We start from the raw sequence: 14185 nt of genomic DNA, 5'->3' as shown, positions 1-14185 counted from the left end.
ACAAAAATTCAACATAGCATTAATAGTTACTATTAGCGTCTCCGCCGCCAGATGAAACCCCTTGTTCAATCACAAATGGGATAGAACTGTGGCGGCGAAAACACCATCCCTATTAATTACTAGGCCTGATCGCCTTCCATTTCGATGCGCGAGGTCAGAACCTTGTCGATGACGCCCCAGGTCTGGGCCTCGTCCGCATCCATGAAATGGTCGCGGTCAAGGGTCTTTTCGACTTCCTCATAGGTACGGCCCGTGTGCTTCACATACACCTCGTTGAGGCGGCGCTTCATCTTCAGGATGTCGCGGGCGTGGCGCTCGATGTCCGATGCCTGACCCTGGAAACCGCCCGAAGGCTGATGGACCATGATGCGTGAATTCGGCGTGGCGAAGCGCATGTCCTTGTGACCGGCGGCCAGAAGCAGCGAGCCCATGGAAGCGGCCTGACCGATGCAAAGCGTCGAAACGGCCGGCTTGATGAACTGCATCGTGTCGTAGATCGCCATGCCGGCAGTGACGACACCACCCGGCGAATTGATGTAGAGCGCGATTTCCTTCTTCGGGTTTTCGGCCTCGAGGAAGAGAAGCTGGGCGCAGACGAGTGTCGCCATATGGTCCTCGACAGGGCCCGTCAGGAAGATGATGCGTTCCTTGAGCAGGCGGGAATAGATGTCGTAGGAGCGTTCACCGCGATTGGTCTGTTCCACAACCATCGGCACGAGTGCCATAGCGGTATCGACTGGGTTTCTCATGTGCGTCCTTTTAACGTCTTTCCGGCGAAAGCCGGGAATCAAAGAAAAATGCCTTGTCCCTACATAGAGTGTCCCAGCCCCCCTCTTCAAGACACGCATAAGGATAACGTTAAGAAGCAGGCGCGACATATGGCTTTGACATTTCCCTATCCCGTTTCTCCCAAACGCTTGTTAACGGCGAGGCCAGACCTTTGGCTCTCACAGTTATTCTCTGCGACAGGATGAAGGAAGGCTTACCGCGCCCGATGGATCTCACGGGTATTTACCGGGCGGAAAGCTTACCGGCAGATATCGACGAAATTGCCGAGCGCAGATCTGTGCCATTAATCAAACAGCGAGCTTCTTCGGCAAGGATGCGGCCAATTCTCAAGGGGTTGCTGCCGTGTTCAATGTCACTACAGGTCTGTCCATCTGGTGTTCCGAAGCCCTTACGCTGGCTCTGGTTCTGTTCGTGGCCTGGCGCCACGACCGGAAAAGCGGCGCCTACCTTTATTGGGGGCTCGGCTTCCTGTTCAGCGGCATCGGCTTTGCGCTGGTTGCGGTCCGCGGCGAAATCCCCGACCTGCTTTCCATCGAGATCGGCAATGCCATCGCCCTGCTCGGACAAAGTGCCTGGGTCGCCGGCTTCCTGGCGCTCGACCGCAAGAAGATGGAATGGTGGGCGCTTCTGCCGCCAGTAATCTGGCTTGCAGGCGTCTTCCTGCCGTGGATCAACGAGGATTATTCCAACCGCGTCATTCTCTACAATCTCGCCTCGGCGACCGGCGCCACTGCGCTTGCCATGGCGATAGCCGCCGGCGATATCCATCGCGAACGCACGCGCATCATGCTGATGGCCGTCTTTGTGCTGCAGGCCTTCCTCTGCTTCGGCGTGGCGCTGGCAATGGCGCTTATCCTGCCCTCGGATAAGCAGGCGACGAATTTCAGCGGCGGGGCCGCCATGGCCAGCGCCTTCCTGCTCACCATCGCCTTCGCGCTCACCTGCCGCCTCATCATGGAACGGTCGGAACGTCACCTGCGCTTCCTGACGCTGACGGATTCGCTGACGGGCGTGCTGAACCGCCGCGGCCTGCTCGGCTATTTCGACAAGATCCAGGAAAAGGCACATGACGAGCAGCACCAGGTCGGTGTCATCCTCTTTGACCTCGACCATTTCAAGCGCGTCAACGACCGTTTCGGCCATCAGTCGGGCGATGCCGTCCTCACCGCCTTCGCCCGCCTTGCCCGTCAGTATATCCCGAACAATATCTTCGGCCGCATGGGCGGCGAAGAATTCGCGGCCTTCGTGACCGTCCGCGACCAGACGGAAGCCGAAGCGTTGGCGGAATCGATCCGCGCCGAATTCTGCCGCCTGCCGGTCAGCACGGGCGAGGCACTGATCCCCGCCACCGTCAGCGTCGGCATCGCGCTTTCCTCGGCGATCGAAGCCAATATCGACCGGCTGGTGTCGGCCGCCGACCGTGCGCTCTATTCGGCAAAAGCTGCCGGCCGTAACTGCACGGTCGTCTTCGGCGAGGAAGAAGCGGCGGCACCCGCGCCTGGCGAGCCGAACTCCCATGCCGGCGAACTCGTGCCGACGGTCGACGATCAGGTGGAAGCACTACGCCGCATGGGTGTACTTTCCCGCGCAGGCTGAGTGGCCATCTTTTCGAGGCAAGGCAAATCCGCTAAGCCTCTGCCCATGATGATACCGCCCTTCCTCAAGATCGATCCAGCCACCCGCCATGTGTCGCTCGACGGCAGCGACCCGGCCTTCTACGGCAACCCGAACGCGGTCTATGCCGCGCTCCATGCCCATTGTCCCACCTTCTACTGGGAACAGCAGAAGCAGTGGTTCGTCACCGGCTACGATCATGTGAACGGGCTGCTGCGCGACCGCCGGTTCGGCCGGCAGATCCTGCATATTGCCAGCCGCGAGGAGCTCGGCCTGCCCGAACCTGAACCGCACCTCGCCGCCTTCGATCTCGCCGAGCGCTATTCGCTGCTGGAGCTGGAGCCGCCGGAACACACGCGGCTGCGCACCCTCGTCAACCGCGCCTTCGTCTCGCGCCATGTCGAGAAGATGAAGCCGGAAATCGAAGAACTTACCAACAGGCTGATCGACGCCTTTGCCGACAAGGGCGAAGTCGAGCTGCTTTCGGCCTTTGCCGATATCATCCCGGTGACGATGATCGCCCGCATGATCGGCATTCCCGAGGAAATGGGGCCGCAGCTCCTCAAGTGGTCACATGCCTATGTGCGCATGTATATGTTCGGGCGCACCCGTGCAGACGAAGATGCTGCGGAGCAGGCGGCACGGGAATTTTCCGATTATGTGAAGACGGTCATTGCCGTGCGCCGGTCCGAACCGCGTGACGACCTGCTGACACATATGATCCATACCGAGCACAAGGGCCAGTACCTGACGGAAGACGAGCTCATCTCGACGACCATCGTGCTGCTCAATGCCGGCCATGAAGCGACGGTCCACCAGATCGGCAATTCGGTGCGCATCATTCTGGATAGCGGCTACAACCCGGCTGAGCTTTTCCGCGACGAAACCGCCACCGAGCGCACCGTCGAGGAGTCACTGCGCATCTGCGCGCCCGTCCACATCTTCCAGCGCTGGGCGCTCGAGCCCGCCGAGATCGACGGCATCGCGTTCAAGCGCGGCGACAAGGTGAGCATGATCCTGGCCGCCGCCAATCACGATCCAGCGAAATTCAGCGATCCCCTCACCTTCAAGCCCGACCGCAACGAGGCACCCAATCTCTCATTCGGCGCCGGCATCCATTTCTGCATCGGCGCGCCGCTGGCGCGGCTGGAGCTCAACGTCGTGCTGCCGATACTGTTCAAGCGCCTGCCGGGGCTCAAACTTGCCAAGACGCCCGTCGTCAAGGACGTCTACCACTTCCACGGGCTCGATCGCCTGGATCTCGTCTGGTAAGCCTTCATATCCGACACTCGGAAACGAAAACGGCCGGCAAGCTCATCGCGTGCCGGCCGTTTCTGTTCCGCGAGGAAATATCGCATCAGCCGTAACGGCCGGTGATGTAGTCTTCCGTACGCTTGACCTTCGGAGACTGGAAGATCTGCGCGGTCGGGCCGTATTCGATCAATTCGCCCAGATACATGAAGGCTGTGTTGTCAGAGATGCGGCTTGCCTGCTGCATGTTGTGAGTGACGATGACGATCGTGAACTCGCCCTTCAACTGCGCGACCAGCTCTTCGACCTTGGCAGTCGAGATCGGGTCGAGGGCCGAGGTCGGCTCGTCGAGAAGCAGCACCTCCGGACGCAGCGCCACGCCGCGGGCGATGCAAAGACGCTGCTGCTGGCCGCCCGAAAGGCCGAGGCCGCTGCCCTTCAGCTTGTCCTTCACCTCATCCCAGAGAGCGGCCTGACGCAGCGCCTGCTCGACGCGCACGTCCATATCGGCCTTGTTGAGGCGCTCGTGGTGGCGAATGCCATAGGCGATGTTGTCATAGATCGACATCGGGAACGGCACCGGCTTCTGGAACACCATGCCGACGCGGGCGCGCAGTTCATTCATCGAGAAGCTCGGGTCGAGGATGTTCTTGCCGTCGAGCTTGATCGAGCCGGTGGCGCGCATCTTCGGATACAGCATGTAGATGCGGTTCAGGATGCGCAGCAGGGTGGACTTGCCGCAGCCGGACGGACCGATCAGGGCCGAGACCTGGCGCTCCGGGAAGCTCAGGCTCACATCCTTGATCGCGTGGGCGTCGCCGTAATAGAAATTGACTTTCTCGAGGGAGATCTTATCTCTCGCCATCGGCTTTTCCAGCTTGCTGGCAGTATCGATAGTGTCTGCAGACTGAAGCATCATTTCCCACCTTTTCGGTTCAGGACGGAGCGCGATACGACGCTCAGGATTAGAACGACGGCCGTCATCACGAAGGCACCGGCCCATGCAAGATTCTGCCATTGCTCATAGGGGCTCATGGCAAACTGGAAGATGACGACGGGAATGTTCGCCATCGGCTGCGACATATCCAGGCTCCAATACTGATTGTTCAGAGCCGTGAAGAGGAGCGGCGCGGTTTCGCCCGAAATGCGGGCGATCGCAAGCAGGATACCGGTGAGGATACCCGTGGAGGCGGCACGATAGAGGACGTTGAGAGTGACCTTCCAGCGCGGAATGCCGAGCGAAAGGGCTGCCTCACGCATGACATCGGGAACCAGCCTCAGCATCTCGTCGGTCGTGCGCACCACGACCGGCAGGAAGATGAAGGCGAGCGCGATGCCGCCGGCAAAGCCGGAGAAGCGTGAGGTCGGACGGACGACCACTTCATAGACGAACAAGCCGATGATGATCGACGGCGCAGAGAGCAGGATATCGTTGACGAAGCGGATGGCCTCGCCGAGCTTCTTGCCGCGGGCGAATTCCGACAGGTAGGTGCCGGCGAGCACGCCGATCGGTGTACCGATCACAACGGCGAGAACGACCATCAGCAGGCTGCCCATGAACGCGTTGGCGAGACCGCCGCCGTCTTCGCCGGGCGGCGGTGTCATTTCCGTGAGAAGGCTGGGGCTCAGCGCAGACAGACCGTGGACCAGCGTCGTCCAGAGTATCCACACCAGAAAGACCAGGCCGAGTACGGTGGCGATGCCGCAGAGCGTCAGCGCGATTGCGCTGCCGATCTGGCGGCGGCGGTAGAGGGAGCCCGAATAGGTAGCCATGATTATTCCCCCCTCTGCTTTGCCATACGCACCAGCATGAGTTTGGCGGCCGCCAGAACGATGAAGGTGACAACGAAGAGGATGAGGCCAAGTGCTGCCAGCGACGACCGGTAGAGGTCGTCCGAAGCCTCGGCAAACTCATTGGCGAGCGTCGCGGCAATCGAGGTGCCGGGCTCCATCAGCGACACGGCAATGTTATGGGTGTTGCCGAGGACGAAGGTGACCGCCATGGTCTCGCCGAGCGCGCGGCCGAGACCAAGGAAGATGCCACCGACAACGGCAGTGCGGGTGTGCGGAATGACGATGTCGCGCACCACTTCCCACTTTGTCGAACCAAGCGCATAGGCCGATTCCTTCAGCTGCGCGGGGACGACTAGGAAGACGTCACGCATGACCGACGAGATGAAGGGGATGATCATGATCGCCAGCACGATGCCTGAGGTCAGCATGCCGATGCCGAGCGGGGCACCCGAAAACAGCGCACCGATCAGCGGGATCGGACCCAGCCAGTCGATGAGCACCGGCTGGATGTAATCCGACATGAACGGAGCAAAGGTGAAAAGACCCCACATGCCGTAAATGATCGAGGGGATGCCGGCGAGAAGCTCGATGGCACCGCCGATCGGTCCGCGGATGGAGCGCGGCGCAACTTCGGTAATGAAAACCGCGATGCCGAGGCTAACGGGAACGCCGATGATCATGGCGAGTGCCGAGGTGACCAGCGTGCCGTAGATCGGCACGAGACCTGCGAATTGCTGAGCAACCGGATCCCATTCGGTGCCGGTCAGGAAGCCGAAGCCGAAGGTGCGGAAGGCAAGAAGCCCGCCCATGGCCATGGAGATCGCCGCTGCCAGCAGAGCGGCGAGAACAAACAGGCCGCAGCCCAAAACTATCCAATAAAAAATCCGATCGCCTGCGGCGCCGTCGCGGCGCTTCACGCCCGCGGTGTCGGCGGGCAGCGATGCCAATGCTTCGCTCATATCCGTACGCTCTGCTGCTTTGAGGGGGTGTCAAAGGCATTCGGGGCAGAAAGCTTGGCTTTCCGCCCCGACCGCAGTTTCGTCAGGATCAGCTCTTGAAAGAGGCCGTCCAGTAATCTTCGATCTGCTTCACGAGCGTGTCCGGAAGCGGAACGTAATCGAGCGAGGAAGCTTCCTTCTGGCCCTTTTCGAGAGCCCACTTGAAGAAGGAGAAAGCAGCCTTGGAGCGTTCAGCGTCCTTCGGCTCCTTGTACATGATGGCCCAGGTGGTTGCCGTGATCGGCCAGGCCTTTTCGCCCGGAGCGTTGGTCATGATCAGGTAGAAGTCCTGAGCCTTGCCCCATTCTGCGCTTGCAGCGGCAGCCGAGAAGCTTTCAGCGTTCGGCTTCGGATACTGGCCGGCAGCGTTCTGGATGAGAACGTAGGGCAGCTTGTTCTGCAGGGCGTAGGCGTATTCGACGTAACCGATCGAGTCCTTGACGCGGGTAACGTAAGCAGCAACGCCTTCGTTGCCCTTGCCGCCGATGCCGACCGGCCAGTTAACGGCAGTGCCTTCACCAACCTTCGACTTCCAGTCCGGGTTTACCTTGGAGAAGAAGTTGGTCCAGTTGAAGGAGGTGCCCGAGCCGTCCGAACGGTGAACAACTGCGATCTGGCTGTCGGGCAGCTTCAGGCCCGGGTTCAGATCGGCGATGGCCTTGTCGTTCCACTTGGTGACGTTGCCGAGGTAAATGTCAGCGAGGACCTTGCCGGAGAGCTTCAGTTCGCCTGATTTGATGCCCTTGACGTTGATGACGGGAACGATGCCGCCGACAACGAGCGGGAACTGGCCAAAGCCGCCAGCCGTCAGATCTTCCGGCTTGAGCGGGGCGTCGGAAGCGCCGAAGTCAACCGTTGCAGCCTTGATCTGGGCGATACCGCCGCCCGAACCGATCGACTGGTAGTTCAGCTTGTCGCCGGTTTCCTTGTTGTAGTCTGCCGACCACTTCGAAAGAACCGGATAGACGAAGGTCGAACCAGCGCCGGTAATATCGGCAGCGGAGGCCGAGACTGCCAGAGCGGCAACCAGGCCGGCGCCGAGGCAGGCCGAAAGAAGTTTCTTGGTGAGCATTTGCGACTCTTCCCTGATGGAACGAAAGGACGACGAGGCTCGGCGCCATGGAGGGGGTGTCCACTGTCAGGGGCGCTGAATTTCCTCGTCACGGGAAGGCGGCTAGGCGTCTATTATTACAGTTTGATGACAGTTTGTGACGGGTGACATGAAATGCAACGCTGTGCATAAGTCGCTGAAGTCACTGACTTTCCTAGTGAATCGCGCGCTGACAAAGCCTTCGTAAATGAGGTGCGGCCCTATTGCCGCAGGGCTGCGGTCGATTGCCGCAGCAATGCGTGAAAATGTCGTTTTCAGACGCCAAAATGCTCCGAGGACCGGACGACCACCCGAGTGTGCTGCCGCAATCTATGCGGCAAGCTCTTGAAGCTTGCTGGATATCTCGAGTGCCGACATAGGTTTTCCGATCAGATAGCCCTGCAGCTGGTCGCAGCCGGCCTCACGCAGGATCGCCGCCTGGCGCGTATTCTCGATACCTTCAGCTGTCACGGGAATCTGCAGAGCGGTCGCCAGGGAGATGGTGGCTCTCAGAACATCGGCGCCATTCGAGGCTTGGTCGAGAGCGGATACGAGCGAACGGTCGATCTTCATGCGATCAAACCCGAACTGCCGCAATGCGCCGATGCTTGCATAGCCGCAGCCAAAGTCATCAAGCGCGAATTTTATACCGACCTGTTTGAGGTGATCTATCGACCTGCGGGCCTGTTCCGGATTTGTCATCAGGACGCCTTCCGTGATCTCCAATGTCAAACGCTTCGGATCGAAATCGAGCTCCTGCAGAAGCGAGATCACTTCGGCGGCGAATTCCGGATTGCAGAGTTGGACCGGCGAAACGTTCACCGACAATGACAGGCCAGGCCAGTTCTTGGCATGCCCGATCGATGTTTTCAGCATATGAGCGCCGAGCGCATCGATGAGGCCGCACCTTTCGGCGAGCGGGATGAAAATCTCAGGGCTTATGTTCCCTGTTGGAACTCGCCAACGCGCTAGCGCTTCAAGACCAGTAACAGCACCTGTCGCAGCAGAGACGAGAGGCTGGAAAAAGGCTTCGATCGCACCATTGCTAATGGCGCTCTTCAACAAAGCTTCCATTTCGGCGACCCTCTGGCGTTCCAGATCCAGCTCCGGGTCGTATTCGATCGCCCGGCCTCTGCCGTTTGCCTTGGCACGATAGAGCGCCATATCCGCCCTGCGGAGAAGCTCCAAAGGCGGTACGTCTCCGTCACGTGCGGCAGCTCCGATGCTTGCGCCAACTTCGATCGTTCGCCCTTCGATTTTGAAGGGCTCGGTGAACAGCGCCAGAATAGTCTCTTCTATCTCCCCACGCGCGGCGGTTCCAATCTGCACCAGCGCAAACTCGTCGCCTCCCAGCCGGGCGGCCGCAACGACTTCAGGGTGACAGGCGATCAGGGCGTTCGAGACGATCCGGATCAGGTCATCCCCTACCGCATGCCCCCAGGCGTCGTTGACAGCCTTGAATCCATCGAGATCGACCAGATAGAGCCGGGGTGGCGCAACATCGGTATCTTCCAGCTCTTCCAGCAGTGCGAGAAGCCCGTGCCTGTTCAACAGGCCGCTCAGGCTATCGTGGTTCGCTTCGAAAATCGCCGCTTGCGCCAATTGGCGCAGGCGGCGCGCCTCTGCTGCACCCACCAGCAGAACACCACCCAGAAACATCGCAAGGATGATGACAGCAGCCGCGACGTAAGGATAGACTTCGTGAAACACGGCGGTTCCGGGCGCTTTGCTGGGCCAGACAAGATGGCCTATGACGCCACCTCCTATGTCCGTGATCGGTGTGTTCAGCAGGCCCGACTCGGGCGCGGCGGCGAGGCGCAGCCCTTCGAGTTCATGCTCGTCCGAAAAAGTGTCGAGAACCTCCGACGTGAGATCCTTGTAGAGGCTCAGCACACTCAGCTTCGGAAGCTCGCCTTCTGCGGTGAAAGGCTGGATTGCCTGTGACACGATCAGCGCGATGCCCGTTTCGGTTCGGATGAAATTGACCACCGGCGCCTGTCCGGATTCAGCAGCTTTGTCGATCTGCTGGTAAAAAGCTTCGCCGAAAGAAGCACTAGGCTGGAAGGGCTTGCCTTTGGCATATGCGGAGATGACCGAAGAGCGGTCGGGGCCGATCACGACCGCGCCGTCATAGAGCGGATAATCCGCTGTGGTCTTGCCCCAGTTCTCATAGGCCCAATCCGTGGCGTCAGGAGATGAGATCGCTTTATAGGCATCATCCCATACGGCGTTGTCCGTGGTTGTCGCGCTCAAACGATTGGCAAAGGCCGAGATCGCTGCACGGGCAGCGCGCGTGGCCCTGGCATCATCGATCTTGTTTGCAGACCGGTTCATCGTGGCGACGACATGGGCCATGAGGCCCGTCAGCACGAGAGCGACGACGAGGAAGAAGATGGTTGTCGCAATGATGGAAGACGTTTGGGTTCGAACGTGCCTACCTGCAAGATTCGACGACATGCCAATCCCGAAAAGATGAATTGCAAGGCCATGTCTATGGTGACGGCAGGAGACATCATGTCCGCAATGCGCTGCAGATAAGATCTATCATTTGATGATGTAGACACTATTAACGAGAATGATCAAAAGCCATCCATCCGGGCAGCTTTTTAGACCTTGATCACATAATCCTTGCGAGTCGTTTCAACGACTTCCCAGGTTCCTTTAAAGCCTGGCCTGAGGATTATCCGGTCGCCCGCCTTCAGATGAACCGGCTCACCGCCATCCTCGGTCACGATCGAATGGCCGGAGAGCAGGCTGAAATATTCCCACTCCTCATAGACGATCCGCCACTTGCCAGGCGTTGCCTCCCAGATGCCGGAATATAGGCCGCCCTCGGCCTCCTCCAGGTTCCAGGTGCGGAATTGCGGATTGCCGGAAATGATGCGCTCGGCGGCGGGAGCGCCGACTTCCGGTTCGACGCTGTCGATATCGAAGGAGATCATGTTTGCCATGGTTATCGCGCTGAGGTCAGAAGTTTCAGGCCGAAGCCCATGAAGATGACGCCGGCCGCGGCGTCAAGTGTTCTACGGCCGCGCGCATAGACGCCTGCAACGGCAGGGTTGCGCAATACTGTCAGCACGAACGAGTACCAGAGCGAGGAGACCAGAACCATCGTGGCGACGGCAGCAGCACCCTGCATCCAGCTATGCTCGGCCGGCAGCGTCGCCGCAAAGAGCGAGGCGACGAAGAAGGCCGATTTCGGATTGGCGAGGTTGGTTGCGAGCCCCGAATAGAAAGCCTGCTTCGGGCCGATCCCTGCCCGCACGGCTTGCGGCTCTCCACTGCCCGCCTTGCGCCAGGTGCTCCAGACGAGCTTTGCACCGAGGAAGCAGAGATAGAGCCCGCCGGCGACCTTCAGGAACAGATAGGCGAAAGGTGCGGCCGCAAAGAGTGCGCTGATGCCGAGCCAGCCGGCGAGCCCCCAGCAGAAGGTGCCTAGGATGACGCCAGCGATGACGGCCACTGCCGCGCTTCGCGAACCCTCCAGCGCCGTCCGGACGACGATGAGGAAGTTCGGACCTGGCGTGATGGCGGCCACCGCCCAGATGGCGGCGACGGAAAGCAAAAACATGAAGGCTTTTCCTCAGGTGTAGTCCGTCACATAGCTTTGACAGACTTCTCATTGAAATCAAACGATTTTAGGGATGATAGCAGCCACCATGTCCGGCAATTTCCGCGAATGATCGGCTTGGCCGCCTTCACGCCAAATCCGTCACCACCAATAAAAGATCGCTGCAATTACAGCGCGCTCCGTGCCTCTCAGCCGGCTTGCGCGAGCGCGTGCGCGGCCGCACGAAGAGCGGGCGTGTCCCTCCCCTCCGTCAGCCGCTCATAAACGGGTCGAAGCAGCCCATCGGCTTCCTCGGTCCGCCCATGCTCCGTCCAGAGCCTCGCCAGATCAGTTGCCGCCCGGATTTCCCAGGCGCCAGCGCCTTGCCTGCGGCTCACGTCCAATGACAACGTAAAACAGGTCTCTGCATCCATGTGGCTCAGTCCTGGTGCAGCCAAAAGAATGCAGCCCCTCAGCCGCAGAAGCTCCGGAAGGTAGGAATAGTAGCCCTTTTCCTCGATCAGCTGCTCGGTTTCCTCTGCGAGTTCCCATGCTTCGGCAGATCGCCCGCCGGCCAGAAGGCCCATGATGAGAACGAAGTGGAACCGCACTGTGAAGAGTTCGAAGCGTGTGGCGTGAAGATCCTCCAGCTGTTTACGCAGCGCCGTAACGCCGGCTTCGAAGTCACCCCGCCGTATCGCGATCTCGGCCTTGTAAGCATGCCCCATGGAGAGATATGGGCCGAAAGCCTGGGTCTCCGCGCGGGCGATGAAGGAAACCAAGTGTTCCTCCGCCACGTCGAAATCGCCGATCCACAGAAGCGTCGCGATCGAACTCAGCGAGATCGCGAAGGATACGGGATGGCGCATCGTCTCCGCATCCTTGAAGCATTGGCGGATCACCGCGCGAGCCCGGTCGGTATGGCCTTCCAGCCAGAGATTTGTCGACCAGCCTATCCTGGCCCAGGTGTAGTGATCGAAGCCGTAATGCATCTGCTTGCTGGCTGGCGAAAGAGCGGGCTCGACAACGGGTTTCAGCGTCGCATGTGCTTCAGCGAGGCGCCCGACCAGACAGTAAGAGAGGCCGAGAAGAGCCCTGGATAGCGTGGTCGCCGCAGGATCGCCTATTCGATCGGCGATCTCGGTGCAGCGCTCGGCGTATTCCACGCATAGCCTGAACTCGCCGCTGCGCAGATGGAAGAAGTGGATCGGTCCCAGCAGTCTTGCGGCATTGAGGTCGTCGCCGCGCGCTTCGGCTATCTCCAGACTCCTGTTCAGCGCGGCAGCCGACATCTCGTTGTGGCCTCGCATGAACATCATCGATACTCCGAATGCCGCCTGGAGCTGCATCTCCTCGCTCGTGCCACGGGTGGCATCGTCCAGCGACTGGAGTGCGCGCTCCGTCCATCGTTGGCACTCCGGCAGCAAGCCCATCGCACGGAAGACAGGAGCAACGGAGGCGACAAGGCCGACCCCGAGCGATGTGTCGCCGTTCTCTCCAAAACACCATTCAAGTGCGCTGCGAACGTTATCGACTGCATTGAAGTGCGGCGCTCGCTCCAAGGGGGTCGAGAGCGACGTCCACTCGCTGCCGTTCTGTTCGAACCAAAGGCGGCAATAGGCTGCGTGCCGCCTCGCCAGTTCCTGCCACTCGTCGTCCCTGCCGAGTTCGATCACGTAGGCGCGCGTGGTGTCGAGAAGCCGGTAACGCATCATGGCACCGATCGGGCGGGCGGCCACCATCGACTTTTCCACTAGATTGTCGATAGCCGCAAAAACCGAAGCACGATCGAGCGTGTCGTTCGTCACCACCTCCAAAGCAGCATCGAGTGGAAAATTTCCCACGAACACCGCGAGCCTGCGCAGCACCGCACGTTCGGTTTCGGACAGAAGCCCATAGCTCCAGTCGAGGGTGGCCTGCAGCGTTTGCTGGCGCGGCGGGGCTGTCCGCAAACCCTGCCACAGGTGTGTCAGCCTTTGATCGAGCAATGCTGCGGTCTGCTCCAAACCATAGGCCTCGACGCGTCTGGCGGCGAGTTCGATGGCCAGGGCGACCCCGTCGAGCTTTCGGCATATGTCGCAGACAATTGCAGCTTCGGCCTCGTTTCCGTCGAGTTGGGCACCGCTGGCTATCGCACGTTCGACGAAAAGCTGCGCTGCCGGATATTGCTGAACGGCTGCGGACGGCGCTTCATTGACTTCCGGTGGATATCCCAAAGCATCCAACCTGTAGATGCGCTCGCTGTCGATGCGCAGCGCCTCACGGCTCGTCGCAATGATATGCACCTGTGGTGCGGCGTCCAGAATGGACGAAGCAATGGTGGCGACCGTTTCCACCAGGTGCTCACAGGTATCGAGGATCAGGAGAAGGCGTTTGTCCCTGAGAAACCGCATCACATCGGGTGTCGCGTCTTCGGCCTGGACCGGAAGTCCGAGCAGGGCAGCGATCGTCGTCGCAGCAAGTTTCGGATCGGCGACCACGCCGAGATCAACGAACAGCACGTGTCCGGCAAAAACCTCGGCGGCCTGATGGGCTGCAGCAATCGCGACGGTCGTCTTTCCCACTCCGCCCGGGCCGACGATCGTGACGAGCCGGGAATCCGTCAGTTGTGCGCCCAGCTTCATGACATCGACGTCACGGCCGACCATTCGGGCGAGCCGTGGAGGAAGGTTCGCATGCGGAAACACGTCCTCGACGAGCGGGCTATCGCGATGATCGGGCAACACGGCGACAGTGGGTGCGACGAAGCAGTAGCCCCTCCCCGCAATCGTGGTGATGTAGCGCGCGCCGTCCTGGCCATCGCCGAGGGCCTTGCGTAGCCCGGCCATATGGAAGCGAAGGCTGCCTTCCTCGACGAGGGCGTCGGGCCAGACCCTGTCCATCAGCTCCTTCTTGCTGACGATTTCATTTGGGGATGTCACGAGCGCTACAAGAATGTCGAGGGCACGTCCGCCCAGTTCCACAGGGACACCCTCCCTGCTCAGAAGCCTTTCGCCTACCGCCAGCTTGAACGGTCCGAAGCGAATTCCCTTGATATCCCCGACTGCTACGATCGCCATGGCTCATCCCTCTGGCCGACGTCTGTGCGCTGGCGGACAT

11 protein-coding genes are annotated in these 14185 nt (G+C 60.2%); 2 read left to right on the top strand and 9 right to left on the bottom strand.

Going from position 1 to position 14185, the window contains the following annotated elements:
* Positions 1–119: 119 nt before the first annotated feature.
* On the bottom strand, positions 120–749 hold the full coding sequence (gene clpP, locus AB8B33_RS05750; RefSeq protein WP_007819825.1) for an ATP-dependent Clp endopeptidase proteolytic subunit ClpP: 630 nt from the start codon (positions 747–749) through the stop codon (positions 120–122).
* A 382-nt stretch (positions 750–1131) separates the two neighbouring features.
* Between clpP and AB8B33_RS05745 the strand changes: the two genes are divergently transcribed.
* Complete coding sequence (locus tag AB8B33_RS05745) at positions 1132–2385, top strand: GGDEF domain-containing protein (RefSeq protein ID WP_113324452.1); 1254 nt, start codon at positions 1132–1134, stop codon at positions 2383–2385.
* Positions 2386–2430: 45 nt separating this feature from the next.
* Positions 2431–3675, top strand: coding sequence for a cytochrome P450 (locus AB8B33_RS05740; RefSeq protein ID WP_113324453.1), 1245 nt, complete (start codon positions 2431–2433; stop codon positions 3673–3675).
* 85 nt (positions 3676–3760) lie between these two features.
* Here the strand turns inward: AB8B33_RS05740 and pstB are convergent, their stop codons facing one another.
* The 8 genes from pstB to AB8B33_RS05700 all read right to left on the bottom strand — a co-directional run bounded on the left by pstB (position 3761) and on the right by AB8B33_RS05700 (position 14145).
* Entirely contained in the window at positions 3761–4570 is an 810-nt protein-coding gene (gene pstB, locus AB8B33_RS05735; protein WP_439014668.1) for a phosphate ABC transporter ATP-binding protein PstB, read from the bottom strand.
* Positions 4570–5427, bottom strand: coding sequence for a phosphate ABC transporter permease PstA (gene pstA, locus AB8B33_RS05730; protein ID WP_439014667.1), 858 nt, complete (start codon positions 5425–5427; stop codon positions 4570–4572). Before pstA ends, pstB begins: the two co-directional genes overlap by 1 nt.
* A 2-nt stretch (positions 5428–5429) precedes the next feature.
* The gene (gene pstC, locus AB8B33_RS05725; RefSeq protein ID WP_439014666.1) at positions 5430–6407 is read right to left on the bottom strand and encodes a phosphate ABC transporter permease subunit PstC; all 978 of its coding nucleotides are present in this window, start codon (positions 6405–6407) and stop codon (positions 5430–5432) included.
* Positions 6408–6495: 88 nt separating this feature from the next.
* Positions 6496–7518: a phosphate ABC transporter substrate-binding protein PstS gene (pstS, locus tag AB8B33_RS05720; RefSeq protein WP_007819837.1), complete on the bottom strand. Its 1023-nt coding sequence runs from the start codon at positions 7516–7518 to the stop codon at positions 6496–6498.
* 348 nt (positions 7519–7866) lie between these two features.
* Positions 7867–9993, bottom strand: coding sequence for a bifunctional diguanylate cyclase/phosphodiesterase (locus AB8B33_RS05715; protein WP_310382949.1), 2127 nt, complete (start codon positions 9991–9993; stop codon positions 7867–7869).
* A gap of 149 nt (positions 9994–10142) precedes the next feature.
* On the bottom strand, positions 10143–10487 hold the full coding sequence (locus AB8B33_RS05710) for a cupin domain-containing protein (RefSeq protein WP_439014665.1): 345 nt from the start codon (positions 10485–10487) through the stop codon (positions 10143–10145).
* Positions 10488–10489: 2 nt separating this feature from the next.
* Positions 10490–11107: a LysE family transporter gene (locus tag AB8B33_RS05705; RefSeq protein ID WP_310382947.1), complete on the bottom strand. Its 618-nt coding sequence runs from the start codon at positions 11105–11107 to the stop codon at positions 10490–10492.
* 188 nt (positions 11108–11295) lie between these two features.
* Positions 11296–14145, bottom strand: coding sequence for an ATP-binding protein (locus AB8B33_RS05700; RefSeq protein WP_439014664.1), 2850 nt, complete (start codon positions 14143–14145; stop codon positions 11296–11298).
* Between the last annotated feature and the right edge of the window lie 40 nt (positions 14146–14185).

The sequence above is a fragment of the Rhizobium sp. 768_B6_N1_8 genome, from assembly GCF_051811225.1.
Lineage (GTDB): Bacteria > Pseudomonadota > Alphaproteobacteria > Rhizobiales > Rhizobiaceae > Rhizobium.
The sequence above is the reverse complement of the archived record's forward strand: the minus strand, read 5'-3'. Positions and strand labels throughout refer to the sequence as shown.